Raw genomic sequence first — 15,712 nt, forward strand, 5'->3', positions numbered from 1 at the left:
ATCCGAACCATCGGGGCCGGCACGCCGGCCCCGCAGTCACAGCATGGAACGGTAAGCGGATTACCCGCCGTAGACGTCAAAGTCGAAGTACTTTTTCGCGTATTTGTCGTAGGTGCCGTCTTTGCGCATCTCGGCGAAGGCTTTGTCCAGCGCCGCTTTCAGCTCGGTATCGGTCTTGCGCAGCCCCATGCCGGTGCCGACGCCGAAGAACTTGTCATCCTTCACCGATTCGCCGGCGAACGCATAGTCTTTGCCCGGCGGCTGTTTCAGGAAGCCGTCGCTGCCCGCCACTTCATCCTGGAAGGCGGCGTCAATACGGCCGGAAGCCAGATCGGCGTAAACCAGATCCTGGTTCTGGTAAGGCACGACGGTGATGCCCTTCGGCTGCCACATGGCGTTGGCGTAGGCTTCCTGGGTGGTGCCCTGCAGCACGCCCACGCTCTTGCCTTTCAGAGCGTCCACGGTAGGCAACAGCTTGGACCCTTTCGGCGCGATCAGACGCGCGTTGGCGGCATACAGCTTGTCGGTAAAGGCGATTTCCTGCTGGCGTTTTTCAGTGATGGACAGCGAAGAGATGATGGCGTCGATTTTCTTCGCCTTGAGGGAGGGGATCAGCGCGTCGAAGTCGCTCTCCACGAAGGTGCATTGGGTATTGATGCGTTTGCACAGCTCTTTGGCCAAATCAATGTCAAAGCCAACCAATTCGCCTTTGGCATTTTTGGATTCAAACGGTGCGTAAGTCGGATCGGTGCCAATCTTCAGCGTGGAAGGAATGGCGGCAAAGGCGCTGCTGGCGGCGCTCAAAGCCAGAACTAACGGCAAAATCAAAACCCGCTTTTTCATAAATTACCCTCAAATTGATTTTTTTGATGCCACTACGGGCATTACTTTCCCCACCAAATCAATTTGCAGTAATCGTGCCACATTAGGTGCTACGGGCGGAGGGAACGGCTCCGGCCTTCACAATACTGTTTCCTGGGACGATAACCGCAAAATTAAATCGGCCGGTTGGGGCCGCGCCACTGGCAACCGCAATAAGGCGGCGCCATGAAACAGTGAGCGTGATGAAGTGGGATCATTATGGTGCATACTCCGCCCCAATTCAGTGCGGTGTTGCACAAATGTACCAATTTAGGGATAAAACTGTTAATTAGCACCCTGCCAGCGGGTGAACAGATCGGTCGGCAATTCGATATCAAACTGGTCGATCACCCGATTGACGGTCTGATCGATGATGTCTTGCACGCTTTTTGGCTGGTGGTAAAACGCCGGCACCGGCGGCATGATCACCGCGCCCATCTCCGCCGCCTGCGTCATCAGCCGTAAATGGCCAAGATGCAACGGCGTTTCCCGCACGCACAAGACCAAACGGCGGCGCTCTTTGAGCACCACGTCGGCGGCGCGGGTCAGCAATCCGTCACTGTAGCTGTTAACGATGCCGGACAGGGTTTTGATCGAACAAGGCAGGATCGCCATGCCCAACGTTTTGAAGGAGCCCGAGGAGATGCCGGCGGCGATGTCGCGCGCATCGTGCACCACGTCGGCCAGCGCCTGCACTTCACGCAGGCTGTACGGCGTTTCCAGCGCCAGCGTCTGTCTTGCAGCATTACTCATCACCAGATGGGTTTCCACCTCTGCGACGTCGTGCAAAACCTGTAACAGGCGCACGCCGTAGATCGCGCCGCTGGCGCCGGAAATGCCGATGATGAGTCGTTTCATGAAGAATGGCCTCTGCCGTAAAAAGTAAGATCAGGCAGACTTTGCCGCAATGGCGAGGGATAAGCAAGTCAGAGGAACAAGGTGCACCGCCGCAGACGCGGCGATGCACCTTGAGGGATCAACGCAGACCGTTAGCCTTCGTTGTGCAGTTCCAGATTTTCCGCTTCGGTTTGCACCCGCATCGCCTTGGCATCGTCGCTGCGCAGCGACTCCAGGTATTCCAGATAGCTTTGGTCGACGTCTTTGGTCACGTAGATACCATTGAAGACCGAGCATTCGAACTGGATGATGTCCGGGTTCTCTTCGCGCACCGCTTCGATCAGATCGTCGAGGTCCTGGAAGATCAGCCCGTCGGCGCCGATAATCTGACGGATTTCATCCACTTCACGCCCGTGGGCGATCAGTTCGTTGGCGCTCGGCATGTCGATGCCGTAGACGTTAGGGAAACGCACTTCCGGCGCGGCGGAAGCCAGATACACGCGCTTGGCGCCCGCTTCGCGCGCCATCTCGACGATTTGCTCAGAGGTCGTGCCGCGCACGATGGAGTCATCCACCAGCAGCACGTTCTTGTCGCGGAACTCGGCACGGTTGGCGTTCAGCTTGCGGCGTACCGACTGGCGACGCGCCTGCTGGCCCGGCATGATAAAGGTGCGGCCAACGTAGCGGTTTTTCACGAAGCCCTGGCGGTAGGGCTTCTCGAGAATACGCGCGATCTCCAGCGCGATATCGCAGGAAGTTTCAGGAATCGGGATCACCACGTCGATATCCAGATCTTCCCACTCACGGGCGATCTTCTCACCCAGCTTCTGGCCCATGCGCACGCGGGCGCTGTAGACCGAGATCTTGTCCATAAAGGAGTCTGGGCGCGCAAAATAAACATATTCGAACAGGCACGGGTTGGTTTTCGGGTTCTCTGCGCACTGGCGGGTGAACAGCTGGCCCTTGGTGGTGATGTACACCGCTTCGCCCGGCGCCACGTCGCGCAGGAACTCAAAGCCCAGGGTATCCAGCGCCACGCTCTCGGAAGCCACCATGTACTCGCTGCGGCCATCCTCCAGCGTGCGCTTACCGATCACCAGCGGACGAATGCCGTTGGGATCGCGGAACGCCAGCAGGCCATGGCCGATGATCATCGCCACGCAGGCGTAAGCGCCGCGCAGTTGCTGATGCATAGCGGCGACCGCGGTAAAGATGTTGTCGGCTTCCAGCGGATAGTGCGGGAAGCGATCCAGCTCGCTGGCCAGCACGTTCAGCAGGATTTCCGAGTCGGAGGTGGTGTTGACATGGCGGCGGCCGCTTTCGAACAGCTTTTGGCGCAGCTCATGGGCGTTGGTCAGGTTGCCGTTGTGGGCCAGCGTAATGCCGAACGGCGAGTTGACGTAGAAAGGCTGGGCCTCAGAGGCGCTCGAGCTGCCGGCCGTCGGGTAACGCACATGGCCAATGCCCATGTTGCCCTGCAAGCGTTGCATATGGCGTGCCTCAAACACATCTTTCACCAGGCCGTTGGCTTTACGCAAACGGAACCCGTTGTGGGCGTCAATGGTGACGATGCCTGCGGCATCCTGGCCACGGTGCTGAAGCACCGTCAGCGCATCATAAATCGACTGGTTTACCGGCATGAAACCGGCGATACCGACAATACCGCACATGTTGTCTTTTCCTCATCAGCGCTACCGCCCCGGCAATTGGGTCGGCAAGAAACTCGACGTGCTCTGCAGGTAGTCAAAGAACCACCTGATGACGTAACTGAACTGGGGGATCAGCTGCGACTGTTTCCAGTCGGCACTTTGTGAAAAGCCGGTAAAGGTGTCCAGGAAGAACAGGATCGCCGCGACAATCAACACGCCGCGCAGTGCGCCGAAGCAGATGCCCAGCACCCGGTCGGTGCCCGACAACCCGGTTTTCTCTACCAGTGAGCTAATCACATAGTTAACAATAGCCCCTACGATCAGGGTCGCGATGAACAAAATCGCGATCGCGATGCCGTTTCGCACCAGTTCATCTTCAAAACGAGTGAAATAGACCGCAAGGTAAGAGTAGAAATGGCTGGCAACAAAAAACGCACATCCCCATGTCACAAGTGACAATGCTTCGCGAACAAACCCTCGGATCAGGCTCACCAGAGCCGAAAATCCAATCACCGCTATAATGACGTAATCAATCCAGACCATGAACTATTCCAATGATGAATCGCCCCTGCATCCAATTCGCGGCGAATTCTAACAGAAAAAGAAAACGTTTGCGTAGGGGATTTCCTACCACGTTACAAATAAAAAGCGGCGATTAAAAAATTCCCAATCGCCGCGCCTACATAGGTGATTTCGCCTGTAAAAGGCGCGGTTTCTCTCGCTTTCTCTCCACCACTCCTGAATTCAGGGGCGCATCCTGCTGCGCCCCCGCGGGGTTTAACGGCCGTACGGCTTCACCTGCCCGCTCAGCCCGCTGATCGAGTTCAGCGACGGCAGCGCCGCCTGCAGCTTCTGCTTGGACGCGTCCGGGCCAACGTAGATGCGGGTGATCTGCCCTTGCACCGGCGTTGACGGCACGGTAAAGGCGCGATAGCCCGAGAGACGCAGCGAAGCGACAATCTCGTTCGCCTTGGCGGCGTTCTTCAGCGCCCCGAGCTGCACGACATAGGCTTGCCCGGACGGCGCTTTTTCTTCCGCCGGTTTTGGCTGCGGCGTCGGTTCTGGTTTCGGCGTCGGTTCCGGCTTCGGCACCGGTTTCACCTCCACCGGCTTCGGCTGCGGTACCGGTTTTGGTTTCACTTCCACCGGTTTGGTTTCCACCGGCTTCGGCTTAGGCTGCTGCACCGGCTGAGGACGCGTCTCGACCGGCGGCGGCGCCACCTGCGTCGGTTGCTGAGCGCTCTGCCGCACCGCCTGTTGCGCCGCCGCTTCGTTGGCCGCCTGCTGCTCGACCAGCGCGCCCGCCCCTTCCGGCGGCTGCGCCGGCAACGGCTGCGTCACCGGCGGCAGCACGTCGTTCTCTTCGACGTCGCCCGCCTTCGGCACCAATGGAATGGCCGCGAACTCATCCTCGTAATGCTTCTTTTTGCCGTCCAGCAACCCTGGCAGGATGATTACCCCCAGCGCCACCAGAATCACGGTTCCAACCAGTCGGTTCTGAAATTTACTCGCCACTCACACTCCCCGCATCTCGTCTAACGCCGCCATCACCTGCGCCACGGTGTGGAACGATCCACAGACGATCACAATATCCTGTTTATCAGCATCCTGCATAGCCTGCCGCCAGGCAGTTTCGACATCATTAAAGCGGCGCGGTTCCGTCAGATGCTGCGCCAGCTGTTCGACGCTGGCACCGCGCGGCCCGTCGAGCGGTGCGCAGTACCATTCATCCACCTGCTCGCTGAGGCAGGCCAGCGTGCCGGCGATATCCTTGTCGGACAGCATGCCCACCACCGCGCGCACCTTGCCGCCGTCGCGCGGCAGCTTGGCCAGACGCCCGGCCAGATAGCCGGCGGCGTGCGGGTTGTGTGCCACGTCGAGGATCAGCATCGGCTCCCGCCGCACGATCTGGAAACGCCCCGGCAGCGTCGCCTGCTGCAGCCCGGTGAAGATCGCGCGTTCGTCGATTTCCAGCGGGGAACAGTTCAGCGCCGCCAGCGCGGTAGCGGCGTTGGCCAGCGGTACGTTCGGCGTCGGCAGATCGGTCAGCTGCGTGTCGCCGCCCTGCCACTGCCAGCGATCGCCCTGCTCGCTGAAGCTCCAGGCTTCACCGCGGCGATACAGCGGTGCGCCCAGCGTTTCGGCGACCTGGCGAATGCTGTCCGGCATGTCGGGTTCGCCCACCACCGCCGGCTTGCCGCTGCGGAAAATACCGGCCTTTTCACGGCCGATGCTTTCGCGATCGTTGCCCAGCCAGTCGGTATGATCGAGCGCAATGCTGGTGATCACCGCCACGCTCGGATCGACGATATTGGTGGCGTCGAGACGCCCGCCCAGGCCCACTTCCAGGATCACCACGTCGAGCCGCGCCTGTTTGAACAGCTGCAGCGCCGACAGGGTGCCGAATTCGAAATAGGTCAGCGACGTTTCGCCGCGGCCGGCTTCAATGGCGGCGAACGAGCGGCTATGCTCTGCTTCGCTCAGCTCTTCCCCCTGAATGCGCACGCGTTCGGTATAGCGCACCAGATGCGGCGAACTGTAGACGCCGACGCGCAGGCCGGCGGCCAGCAGAATGGCTTCGAGGGTACGACAGGTCGTGCCTTTGCCGTTGGTGCCGGCAACGGTGAACACCGTAGGAGCGGGGGTCAGTAAATCCAGATGCGCCGCGACGCGCTGTACGCGCTCAAGACCGAGTTCGATCGCCTGGCTGTGCAGACGTTCCAGATAGTAAAGCCACGAGCTCAATGGCGACGTGGCTTGGGGAATTTGGTGGTTTTGCATGAGTCCCGTCACTGAACTTGGGTTCATTAATCCATCAGGGCACCACCCTCACCGCGGTAAAGGCGATGCGCTTCGTAACCGCCGCCAACCCGCAAACCATGGCGCGATAGGCCACGGCCGGCAGGGAACGGGCATCAGCCGTCACTTAGCCACAAAGTGGCGGCTGAACCCGGGCGGGATCTGTCTTTGCCTCAGGCGTCGGCCTGCGGCTCCGGCTCAATGACCGGCGCGGCCTCATCGAAATGCGGCTGCGGTTGGTTGGTCAGCTTGGACAGAATGCTCGCCAACGTTTGGCGCATCTCCGGACGGCGAACAATCATGTCGATCGCGCCTTTTTCGATCAGGAACTCGCTGCGCTGGAAGCCAGGCGGCAGTTTCTCGCGCACGGTCTGCTCGATGACGCGCGGGCCGGCAAAGCCGATCAGCGCTTTCGGCTCGGCGATATTGATGTCGCCCAGCATCGCCAGGCTTGCGGAGACGCCGCCCATGGTCGGGTCGGTCAGCACGGAGATGTACGGCAAGCCGCGCTCCTGCATCTTAGCCAACGCCGCGCTGGTTTTCGCCATCTGCATCAGCGACATCAGCGCTTCCTGCATACGCGCGCCGCCGCTGGCGGAGAAGCACACCAGCGGACAGTTGTCCTCCAGCGCCTGCTCAACCGCACGCACGAAACGCGCGCCGACCACGGAAGACATTGAGCCGCCGATGAAAGCGAATTCGAAGGATGCGGCGACGATCGGCATACCGTACAGCGTGCCCTTCATCACCACCAGCGCATCTTTCTCGCCGGTCGCTTTCTGTGCGGCGACCAGACGATCTTTATAGCGCTTGGAATCCTTGAATTTCAGAACGTCCTTCGGCTCCAGATCGCTGCCCAGCTCCACTTCACTGCCTTCGTCCAGCAGGGTATGCAGACGCGCGCGCGCGCCCATACGCATGTGGTGGTCGCACTTCGGACACACTTCCAGATTACGCTCCAGCTCGGCGCGGTAGAGAACCTGGCCGCAGCTGTCGCATTTGGTCCAGACCCCTTCAGGAATGCTCGCCTTACGGGTTTGTGTGATATTGCTCTTGTTAAGAATTCGTTCAATCCAGCTCATCGATGACCTTTCTGTTTGAACCTGGCACACGCCAGTCCGCTGTTCATGCTTTAACAATCCCCCTGAAAACACCCCAATGAAAAAATGCCCGTTCGCGGCGCGGCAAGCGCGGCGACTGAGGCATCGGCTTCAGGGTTGTTCGCAGGAACAGACCATAATGTCGCTCATTAAACCATATCGGCCCGGCGCTGTGGACAAAAAACTGGTCGAACCGACAGGTTAAGCGATGTTTTTACTGTTTTTGCTGGCGGGCGGCCGCGCGCTTGTGACGCCAAATTTCAATCACGCCCGGCAGAATCGAAACGATGATGATCCCGACGATCAACAGTTTCAGGTTCTCCTGCACCACCGGCAGATCGCCGAACAGGTAGCCAGCATAAGTGAAGAGCAGCACCCAAACCAGTGCACCAATCACGTTGTAGGCGGCGAAGTGGCGATAGGACATATGCCCCATGCCGGCGACGAACGGCGCAAAAGTACGCACGATCGGCACGAATCGCGCCAGAATAATCGTTTTCCCACCGTGCTTCTCATAGAACTGATGCGTCTTGTCCAGGTAGCTACGGCGGAAAATTTTCGAGTTCGGGTTGCTGAACAGCTTCTCGCCGAACAACCGCCCGATAGTGTAGTTCACCGCATCGCCAATGATCGCCGCTACGGCCATCAACGCCACCATGGTGTGCACGTTGAGATCGTTGGTCGGCAACGCCGCCAGCGCGCCGGCGACAAACAGCAAAGAATCCCCCGGCAGGAACGGCGTCACCACCAGGCCGGTTTCGCAAAACAAGATCAGGAACAGAATAGCGTAGACCCACATGCCGTATTGTGCGACCAGCTCGGCCAGGTGCACATCAATATGCAAAATGAAATCAATAATAAACTTGATGATGTCCATAAATTCTCTCATTGATACCGGGTGTTTCAATCACCCGGCAGAAGCACAAGGGAGCGACGCTTTCAGGCGTGCCGGCGTTTAATCGTCGGGCAAAAACAGCGGCCCCATCGGCGGCCGCGGTAGACCAAAATGATCGGGATAGTCCACGGCAACCAAATACAGCCCCTCGGCTCGCGCCGTCGCCGCCGCCAGATTGCGATCCTTCAGCGCCAGCAACTCGGCCATCCAGTTCTCATCCTGATTGCCGCAGCCGATCTCCATCAGGCTGCCGACGATATTGCGAACCATGTGATGCACAAAGGCATTCGCCTTGATATCTACCACAATATATTCGCCGTAGCGCGTAACCTTAACGTGTTTTACGCAGCGCCACGGGGTGCGCGACTGACACTGCACCGCGCGGAACGAGGTGAAGTCATTCTCGCCCAGCAGCGCCTGCGCCGCCCGGTGCATGCGATCGGCATCCAGCGGGTGATAAAAGTGCGTCACCCCCTGTTGCAACACCGCCGGCCGGTAGCGATGGTTGAAAATAATATAGCGGTAACGGCGCGCGGTAGCGCTGAAACGCGCGTGAAAATCGTCGGCGACGGGGCTCACCCAGCGCACCGCGATGTCCGGCGGCAAATGGGTGTTCACGCCCATCGTCCAGGCGGCGTCCTTGCGACGCGCGGTGGTTTCGAAATGCACCACCTGCCCGGTGGCGTGCACCCCGGCGTCGGTGCGCCCGGCGCACAGCACGTTGATCGGCGCATCCGCCACCTTGCTCAACGCCTGCTCAAGGCGCTCCTGCACGCTGGCCACTTCTTGCTGCCGCTGCCAGCCGTAGTACCGGCTGCCGTCATATTCGATGCCCAGCGCTACCTTCAGCGTCGGCTGAGCGGGCGAGACCACCTCTGACATCAGTACATCTGCTCCTGCACCAGACGCTCGGCGGTTTCGATCGCCATTAACGCGCCGCCGAAGCGCACGTTGTCCGCCACCGTCCAGAACTGCAGCAGCTCGGGAATGCCGTAATCGTTACGCAGGCAACCGATGCTGAGCGCATCGCTGCCGGAGGCTTCGGTCACCTGAGTCGGGTAATCGTCCTCTTCGCTCAGCTGAATGTCCTCGACTTCTTCGAGCTCGCTGCGCGCCTCTTCGGCGGACAGCGGGCGCAGCGCTTCCAGGTGCACCACCTGCGCATGGCCGTAAAACACCGGCGACTGAACGCAGCTCACCGAAATCGGCAACCCTTCGTCCTGCAGCACCTTGCGCACCTGATCGACGATCAGACGCTCTTCGCGCACGCTGGCCTGCTCGTCGGCAACGAGCGGCAGCAGGTTAAACGCCAGCTGTTTAGCGAAGACGCCTTCCTCGGCAGGAATGCCGTTCAGCAGGCGCGCGCTCTGGCCGGCCAGATCGTCCACCGCGGCCTTGCCGCGCGAGGATACCGACATCAGCGTGGTAACGTGCAGACGCGAGAGCCCCGCCTGTTCGGTCAGCGGTTTGATCGCCGTCAGCAGCTGGCTGACCATGCTGTCGGCCACCGCGACGATATTGCGGTTGCGGTAATCCGCCAGCACCTGCGGGTTAACACCCGGTACCACCAGCGGCACATCCGGCTCCATGGCGAACAGGCCGCTGGTGTCGATCACCAGGCAGCCCATGTTGCCGGCCTCTTCGGCATAGCGAGCGGAAGCGTCGCTGCCGGCGACGAAGAAGGCCAGTTGGGCCTGCGACCAGTCGAACTCTTCGGCGTTCTGCACCAGAAGAGACTTGCCGTTGAAGCGCACATTGGCGCCCGCGCTGCGTTCGCTTGCCAGAGGATAGAGCTCACCCACCGGGAACTGGCGTTCCTGCAACAATTCCAGCAACGCTTCACCTACCGCGCCAGTGGCGCCGAGCAGCGCGATATTCCAGCCGTCAGACATCGGGTTTTCTCCAGAGTATTTCATTCATAAAAGCAGACGGGCAGTGCAATCACCGCCCGATAATCTTTACCGCTCACTGTAGCGGCGTTGGCTTAAGACAACCTTACGCGCTACGCCAGGCTAAAGCCCAGCTTGCCGAGCAGCTCGGCGCTGGCGCTGTCATCGCATTGCACGGCCAGCGAAGACCACTCGCGGCGCTCCTGGTAGTGCTTGCGCAGGCGATCGAATTCGCCCGGTTGCCCAGCGACTTTGCGCAGCGGCGCATCATCGCGGCGCACATCATACACCAAGTGCATCAATCGTTTTAACCGCGCTTCATCCAGCGGCCCATTGAGGCGGATCTGGCTGAACTCCGGCACCGGCAACAGCGAGGCCAGCGCCACCTGTTGCGGCTGCCCCAGATGGCGGCTGAACGCCTCGAACACCTGAGTGGTGCCGCGCGCCTTGCCTTCCAGCGTATACCCAGCGATGTGCGCGGTGCCAATATCCACCCGCGCCAGCAGCGGTAAGGCGAGATCCGGCTCCGGTTCCCACACGTCCAGCACCGTACTCAGCTTTTTGCCCTTTTCTAGCGCCTGCAGCAAGGCGGCGTTATCCACCACCGGCCCGCGGCAGGCGTTGATCAGAATGCGGTTGTCCGGCAGGGCCGCCAACAGCTCGGCGTCCGCCAGATGCAGCGAATGGTATGGGCCGGATTTATTCAGCGGCGTATGGAAGGTCAGCACGTCGGCCTCGGCCACCAGCTTCTCCAACGGCCAGAATTCCCCGGCGTCGCCGCGATCGGCACGCGGCGGATCGCACAGCAGCGTGCGCACGCCCAGCGCTTTGAGGCGAGCATCCAGACGGGAACCAACGTTGCCCACGCCGACGATGCCGACGGTTTTATCCCGCAGGTGGAAGCCGTCGCGTTCGGCCAGCAGCATCAAGGCAGAGAACACATACTCGACCACCGCGATAGCGTTGCAGCCCGGCGCGGCGGAAAAGCCGATGCCCTGACGTTGCAGCCAGGCTTCATCGACGTGATCGGTGCCGGCGGTGGCGGTGCCGACAAAGTCGATATGACTGCCGGCCAACAAGGCTTCATTGACCTTGGTGACCGAACGCACCATCAGCGCATCGGCATCCGCCAGCGCCTCGAGCGGGATCGGGCGGCCCGGTACCGCCTGCACCTCGCCCAGGCGGCTGAACAGCTGGGCCGCGTACGGCATATTTTCATCAACCAGAATTTTCACTGCGTTCTCCGACGGTTTACGGCTATTTGTCTGCGAAATAGTGTGCCACTGAATCAGGCACGGCGAAAGCGCTCAGGGGTAGTGCCGGCGATCTGCTGGAACATGACGATAAAGGCCGACGCGGAGCTGTAGCCGACGTCTAACGCCACGTCCTGCACGGTCTTGCCCTGCTCGAGCAGGGAGACGGCATGCAGGAACCGCAGGCGCTGGCGCCATTCGCTGAACGACATGCCCAGATCCTGTTGGCAGCGTCGCGACAGCGTGCGCTCGGTGGTGTAGACCCGAGCCGCCCACGCCGCCAGCGAGGTGTTGTCCGCCGGACAATGCTCCAACGCTTCCAGCACCGGCGCCAAGAACTTGTCGTCCGACGACGGCAGATAGGTTTGCTGGCGCGGCGACAGGCGCAGCTGATCGATCAGCACCTGGCAGAGACGCAAATCCGCCTCCGCCTGCGGAATGTACTGCTTGCGCGCATAGAAATCCTCGGCGATGGCGCGGAATATCGGCGTTACGCTCACCAGACAGGGGTCGGCCGGCATGCCGGTGCACAGCGCCGGCGTGATGTCCACCATGCGGCACTGCGCCAGCCGCTGGTTATAGCAGGAGTGTTCGATGCCAGCCGGCGCCCACAGCACGAACTCCGGCGGCGCCAGAAAGCGCTGCCCGCCGATGCGCAGCACCATCACCCCGGCTTTAACCCACATCAACTGACCCCAGGTGTGGCTGTGCGGCTGGAATTCGGTGCGCGCGTTGAACTCCTCGCAGCGGAACTGCACCGGGTTGGGCGCCGGGATCAACGACTCGGGGAAATGGCGGATTTCTGGCATGGTTTCGTCCCGTGATTTGTCTTGTTTACGCCGATTTTTGTCTGGATATCGCTATATATGATAAACCGGACACGCGTAGACTAGCCAGCATGTTGGACGTTATTGAGAATAATTATCATGAATATGCTCTTCCCGCTGTTGGCCGTGCTGATTTGGTCGATTAATGCCGTCGTCAGCAAACTCTCCGCCACCGCCATCGATCCGGCGGCCATCTCGCTCTACCGCTGGCTGCTGGCGCTGATTGCCCTCACGCCGTTCGTGCTGCCGGGCGTGCTGCGCAACTGGGCGCAGGTGCGCGCCAACTGGTGGAAGCTGATGATCCTCGGCCTGCTGGGCATGGTGCTGTACCAAAGCCTGGCCTATTACGCCGCGCACAGCGTCAGCGCGCTGTTTATGGGCATCATCGTGTCGCTGATCCCGCTGCTGACCATCCTGATCAGCATCGTTCTGCTGCGCATTGCGCCAACCGTCGGCGTGCTGCTCGGCAGCATACTCTCCTTCTGCGGCCTGATCTGGCTGGTCAGCGGCGGTCAGCCCGGCGTGCTGTTGCAGCACGGTATCGGCAAAGGGGAATTGATGATGCTGCTCGCCACCGCCTCGTACGCGCTGTATGGCGTGTTGACCAAACGCTGGGCCATCGCGCTGCCGAACTGGCAATCGTTGTACGTGCAGATCCTGTTCGGCGTGCTGTTGTTACTGCCTAATTTCCTGATGGCGGAGGATGTCGGCTTGAACGGCCATAACCTGCCGCTGGTGCTGTTCGCCGGCATTCCGGCTTCGATCATCGCCCCGTTCCTGTGGATCCAGGGCGTGATGCGCCTGGGCGCCAACACCGCCTCGATCTTCATGAACCTGGCACCGGTGTTTACCGCCGCTATCGCCGTGCTGTTCCTGCATGAGCAGTTGCACGGTTACCACCTGATCGGCGGCGGCATTACCCTGCTGGGCGTTATCCTGTCGCAGCGGCTGCGCACGCCGCTGACGCGTAAAGCCAAAGCCCCGGCGGCCAACGCAGAGTCCTGCAAAGAACAGGCTTAAGGCAGCAGCCTGAAACGCACCCGCACCAACAGGCCGCCCAGCGCGGCAGAGCTCAACAGCTCCGGGCGGGTGCCGTGATACGCGGTGATGTCTTTCACCAACGCCAGTCCCAATCCGGCGCCCGGCTGATCGCCCACGTTGTCCAGCCGGTGAAACGGCTGCAGCGCCAGCGCCTTGTCCTGCAAGGCGATGCCGGGGCCGCTGTCTTCTATCTCCAGCACGCCTTCCCCTGCCGCCTTATCCTGCGTGAGGCGCGCGGTCACCACGCCCTGACGCGGTGTATATTTCAGCGCGTTGTCCAGCAGGTTGGCGCACAGCTCGGCCAACAGCAGCGGCTCCCCCGCCACTTGACACGCCGCCTCGCCTTCGAACCCGAGATCGATCTGTTTACTGCGCGCCTGCGGCAAGCGGGAAAAGCAGGCGTCGCGCAGCACCTGCGCCAGGTTGACCGGTTGCAACTTACGATCGGCCTGGTGCTCGCTGGCCTTCAGGCGTGAAAGATGCAGCAGGCGGTCGGTCAGCGACACGGTATTATCCAGCGTCGCGCTCATCGCCTGCAGGCTTTCGCGCCACTGCTGCGGCCGGTCACTGGCCAGCGCTACCCCTACCTGAGTCTTCAACACCGCCAGCGGCGTGCGCAGTTGGTGCGAAGCGTCGGCGCTGAAGCGCTCCTGACGTGCCACCATCAGCCGCAGCCGTTCGATGTAACGATTAAACGCCACCAGCAGCGGCTGCATCTCCGACCATGGCAATACCCGCGGCAAGGGCGTCAGCTCGCCCGGATCGCGCCGCAGCATGATACCGGAGAGCTTACGCATCGGCTTCAACACCCGCTTGAGCAATGCGAACGCCAGGATCAGGGTTAACGCCACCACCGTGCCCTGGCTCAGCAGCGCCGCGATCATCATCTGCCGCGCCAGGTAACGGCGCGACTCCAGGGTTTCCGCCACCAGAATGGTCGCCATGCCGCTCACGCCCGACTCGTTGACCGGTTGAAACAGCGCCGCCACGCGGATCGGCCTGCCGAGGTATTCCGCATCGTAAAAATGCACCAGCGCCGGGTAGAGCGTGGAACGCGGGATATGGGGCGGCAAAGGCGGCAAATCGTCATAGCCCGAGATGCTTTTCCCCTGCGGCGAGATCACCTCGTAATACAGCTGATCGTTCATGTTGCGCTCGAAGCTGTCGAGCACCACATAGGGCACATCAACCGCCAGCTTGCCTTCGCGCACCACCAGTCGCTCCGCTACGGTGCGCGCCGACGCCAGCAGCGTGCGATCGTAAGCCAGGGTGGCGGCGCTCATGGCGCTGAAATAGTGGGTGTAGATAGAGATGCCGCCCAACGCCAGCAGCGGCAGGCCAAAAAACAATAGCAGTTGATAGAACAGCGAACGCGGCGCGTTAAACCACCGCATCGCACAGCTCCAGGCTGTAACCCAGGCCACGCAGCGTGACGATCGCCACGTCGCTGCCCTGCAGCTTTTTCCGCAGGCGGTGTACGTAAAGCTCGATGCTCTCCGGATTGGCCTCGTCGGACAACGTAAATACCTGCTCGAACAGCTGTTGCTTGGCCACCGGGCGGCCGCGCCGGTGCATCAACGCGGTCAACACCGCCAGCTCGCGCGGCGTCAGCGCCAGCGGTTTGCTCTCCAGCAGAAAATAGCCTTCGTCGTGATAGGTCAACGCGCCGTACTGCAACGCCGGCTGCGGAGCGCCGACGCTGCGGCGCAGCAGCGCCCGAATACGCGCTTCCAGCTCGTCCAGTTCGAACGGCTTGGTGAGGTAATCGTCCGCCCCCAGATTCAGGCCTTTTACCCGGTCGGCCACGTCGGTGCGCGCCGTCAGCAGCAGCACCGGCAGATCCTGCCCGCGCTTGCGCAGGCGCGCCAGCAAATCCAGACCGTTCATACGCGGCAGCGCCACATCCAGCACCGCGAGCGCATAGCGTTCGTTGAGCAGCAGGTGATCCGCTGCCACGCCGTCCGGGGCGACGTCGACGGCAAAGCCGGCGCCGGTCAGCGCCTTTTGCAACCAGTGAGACAGCTCGGGGTGATCTTCAACCAATAACAGTCGCATGTTCCCATTCCATTGATTTATCTGAACAACCTGGCGCCAATATCGCGCTTGTTAACAGGTCGATAACAGAGAATGGCATGGAAAATAAGGGGATAAAAGAGCGCCGCGCCGCCAGTTTTGGGAGCTGGCACACAATTATGCGTATAGAGCGCGATCGCAGGACGATGTCAGATCAGCGGAATGGGGCTATCGGCCACGGCAATGTCCAGTACCGGGCGCAGCTTGTCGGCGGTAAACGGCGAAGAAACCAGCACGGAGCGGTTGTTGGCGGCAAATACCAGATCGATGCCGGTCACGCAGGCGGTCATCTGGCAGGCATACTTTTCACCGTCGGCGTTGACGAAATGCAGTTCAAACACGCCAACGTCGGCACGCAGTCGCTTCAAACGGCACTGCCCGGTTTCACCGACCATCTCCGCGTAGACCTCAGGCAACCGTTTAATCGCGCATACTTTGGCGCTGTCCCTACCACCAAATAATTTCCCTAACGAAAACATATCACTGCG

At 60.9% G+C, this 15,712-nt stretch carries 16 protein-coding genes; 1 reads left to right on the plus strand and 15 read right to left on the minus strand.

Going from position 1 to position 15,712, the window contains the following annotated elements; translation table 11 throughout:
- Positions 1 to 60 precede the first annotated feature (60 nt).
- The 12 genes from hisJ to QMZ29_RS19130 form a co-directional block, all read right to left on the minus strand.
- The gene (hisJ, locus tag QMZ29_RS19075) at positions 61 to 843 is read right to left on the minus strand and encodes a histidine ABC transporter substrate-binding protein HisJ (RefSeq protein ID WP_004936109.1); all 783 of its coding nucleotides are present in this window, start codon (positions 841 to 843) and stop codon (positions 61 to 63) included.
- Between the two features lie 303 nt (positions 844 to 1,146).
- Positions 1,147 to 1,719: a UbiX family flavin prenyltransferase gene (locus tag QMZ29_RS19080; RefSeq protein WP_197770127.1), complete on the minus strand. Its 573-nt coding sequence runs from the start codon at positions 1,717 to 1,719 to the stop codon at positions 1,147 to 1,149.
- Positions 1,720 to 1,850: 131 nt separating this feature from the next.
- Positions 1,851 to 3,368 (minus strand): amidophosphoribosyltransferase, encoded by a 1,518-nt coding sequence (purF, locus tag QMZ29_RS19085; protein WP_025303688.1) that lies wholly within the window; start codon positions 3,366 to 3,368, stop codon positions 1,851 to 1,853.
- 21 nt (positions 3,369 to 3,389) lie between these two features.
- Positions 3,390 to 3,890 carry a colicin V production protein gene (gene cvpA / locus QMZ29_RS19090; protein ID WP_004936119.1) on the minus strand — a complete coding sequence of 167 codons (501 nt, stop codon included), beginning with the start codon at positions 3,888 to 3,890 and terminating at the stop codon, positions 3,390 to 3,392.
- Positions 3,891 to 4,124: 234 nt separating this feature from the next.
- Positions 4,125 to 4,862, minus strand: a complete 738-nt coding sequence (dedD, locus tag QMZ29_RS19095) for a cell division protein DedD (protein ID WP_049203693.1) — start codon at positions 4,860 to 4,862, stop codon at positions 4,125 to 4,127.
- A complete protein-coding gene (folC, locus tag QMZ29_RS19100) occupies positions 4,863 to 6,128 on the minus strand; it encodes a bifunctional tetrahydrofolate synthase/dihydrofolate synthase (RefSeq protein WP_043140120.1) in 1,266 nt (421 codons plus the stop codon). It lies immediately after the preceding gene.
- Between the two features lie 191 nt (positions 6,129 to 6,319).
- Entirely contained in the window at positions 6,320 to 7,228 is a 909-nt protein-coding gene (gene accD / locus QMZ29_RS19105; RefSeq protein WP_025303691.1) for an acetyl-CoA carboxylase, carboxyltransferase subunit beta, read from the minus strand.
- Positions 7,229 to 7,460: 232 nt separating this feature from the next.
- Positions 7,461 to 8,123, minus strand: coding sequence for a DedA family protein (locus tag QMZ29_RS19110; protein WP_004936130.1), 663 nt, complete (start codon positions 8,121 to 8,123; stop codon positions 7,461 to 7,463).
- A 78-nt stretch (positions 8,124 to 8,201) separates the two neighbouring features.
- A complete protein-coding gene (gene truA, locus QMZ29_RS19115; RefSeq protein WP_025303692.1) occupies positions 8,202 to 9,023 on the minus strand; it encodes a tRNA pseudouridine(38-40) synthase TruA in 822 nt (273 codons plus the stop codon).
- On the minus strand, positions 9,023 to 10,033 hold the full coding sequence (locus QMZ29_RS19120) for an aspartate-semialdehyde dehydrogenase (RefSeq protein ID WP_261426186.1): 1,011 nt from the start codon (positions 10,031 to 10,033) through the stop codon (positions 9,023 to 9,025). The genes truA and QMZ29_RS19120 overlap by 1 nt, the downstream gene beginning before the upstream one ends.
- Positions 10,034 to 10,143: 110 nt before the next feature.
- A complete protein-coding gene (pdxB, locus tag QMZ29_RS19125; protein WP_261426185.1) occupies positions 10,144 to 11,265 on the minus strand; it encodes a 4-phosphoerythronate dehydrogenase PdxB in 1,122 nt (373 codons plus the stop codon).
- A 53-nt stretch (positions 11,266 to 11,318) separates the two neighbouring features.
- On the minus strand, positions 11,319 to 12,092 hold the full coding sequence (locus QMZ29_RS19130) for an AraC family transcriptional regulator (RefSeq protein ID WP_025303695.1): 774 nt from the start codon (positions 12,090 to 12,092) through the stop codon (positions 11,319 to 11,321).
- A gap of 117 nt (positions 12,093 to 12,209) precedes the next feature.
- Here QMZ29_RS19130 and QMZ29_RS19135 point away from each other — a divergent pair, with 117 nt between their 5' ends.
- Positions 12,210 to 13,130 carry a DMT family transporter gene (locus QMZ29_RS19135; RefSeq protein ID WP_049207333.1) on the plus strand — a complete coding sequence of 307 codons (921 nt, stop codon included), beginning with the start codon at positions 12,210 to 12,212 and terminating at the stop codon, positions 13,128 to 13,130.
- Here QMZ29_RS19135 and QMZ29_RS19140 read toward each other — a convergent pair.
- The 3 genes from QMZ29_RS19140 to QMZ29_RS19150 all read right to left on the minus strand — a co-directional run bounded on the left by QMZ29_RS19140 (position 13,127) and on the right by QMZ29_RS19150 (position 15,592).
- A complete protein-coding gene (locus tag QMZ29_RS19140; protein ID WP_043140131.1) occupies positions 13,127 to 14,545 on the minus strand; it encodes a sensor histidine kinase in 1,419 nt (472 codons plus the stop codon). The genes QMZ29_RS19135 and QMZ29_RS19140 overlap by 4 nt on opposite strands.
- Complete coding sequence (gene tctD, locus QMZ29_RS19145) at positions 14,532 to 15,206, minus strand: transcriptional regulator TctD (protein ID WP_025303698.1); 675 nt, start codon at positions 15,204 to 15,206, stop codon at positions 14,532 to 14,534. The genes QMZ29_RS19140 and tctD overlap by 14 nt, the downstream gene beginning before the upstream one ends.
- A gap of 167 nt (positions 15,207 to 15,373) precedes the next feature.
- Positions 15,374 to 15,592, minus strand: coding sequence for a hypothetical protein (locus QMZ29_RS19150; protein WP_230201402.1), 219 nt, complete (start codon positions 15,590 to 15,592; stop codon positions 15,374 to 15,376).
- Positions 15,593 to 15,712: the final 120 nt, after the last annotated feature.

The sequence above is a fragment of the Serratia sp. PF-27 genome (assembly GCF_030053255.1).
GTDB classification, from domain to species: Bacteria; Pseudomonadota; Gammaproteobacteria; order Enterobacterales; family Enterobacteriaceae; genus Serratia; species Serratia bockelmannii.

Coding starts and splice junctions, on each gene's coding strand:
- QMZ29_RS19130 (WP_025303695.1), bottom strand. CDS start 12,092: ATGCCAGAAATCCGCCATTTCCCCGAGTCGTTGATCCCGGCGCCCAAC.
- QMZ29_RS19140 (WP_043140131.1), bottom strand. CDS start 14,545: ATGCGGTGGTTTAACGCGCCGCGTTCGCTGTTCTATCAACTGCTATTG.
- folC (WP_043140120.1), bottom strand. CDS start 6,128: ATGCAAAACCACCAAATTCCCCAAGCCACGTCGCCATTGAGCTCGTGG.
- purF (WP_025303688.1), bottom strand. CDS start 3,368: ATGTGCGGTATTGTCGGTATCGCCGGTTTCATGCCGGTAAACCAGTCG.
- QMZ29_RS19110 (WP_004936130.1), bottom strand. CDS start 8,123: ATGGACATCATCAAGTTTATTATTGATTTCATTTTGCATATTGATGTG.
- QMZ29_RS19135 (WP_049207333.1), top strand. CDS start 12,210: ATGAATATGCTCTTCCCGCTGTTGGCCGTGCTGATTTGGTCGATTAAT.
- accD (WP_025303691.1), bottom strand. CDS start 7,228: ATGAGCTGGATTGAACGAATTCTTAACAAGAGCAATATCACACAAACC.
- QMZ29_RS19120 (WP_261426186.1), bottom strand. CDS start 10,033: ATGTCTGACGGCTGGAATATCGCGCTGCTCGGCGCCACTGGCGCGGTA.
- cvpA (WP_004936119.1), bottom strand. CDS start 3,890: ATGGTCTGGATTGATTACGTCATTATAGCGGTGATTGGATTTTCGGCT.
- tctD (WP_025303698.1), bottom strand. CDS start 15,206: ATGCGACTGTTATTGGTTGAAGATCACCCCGAGCTGTCTCACTGGTTG.
- QMZ29_RS19080 (WP_197770127.1), bottom strand. CDS start 1,719: ATGAAACGACTCATCATCGGCATTTCCGGCGCCAGCGGCGCGATCTAC.
- hisJ (WP_004936109.1), bottom strand. CDS start 843: ATGAAAAAGCGGGTTTTGATTTTGCCGTTAGTTCTGGCTTTGAGCGCC.
- truA (WP_025303692.1), bottom strand. CDS start 9,023: ATGTCAGAGGTGGTCTCGCCCGCTCAGCCGACGCTGAAGGTAGCGCTG.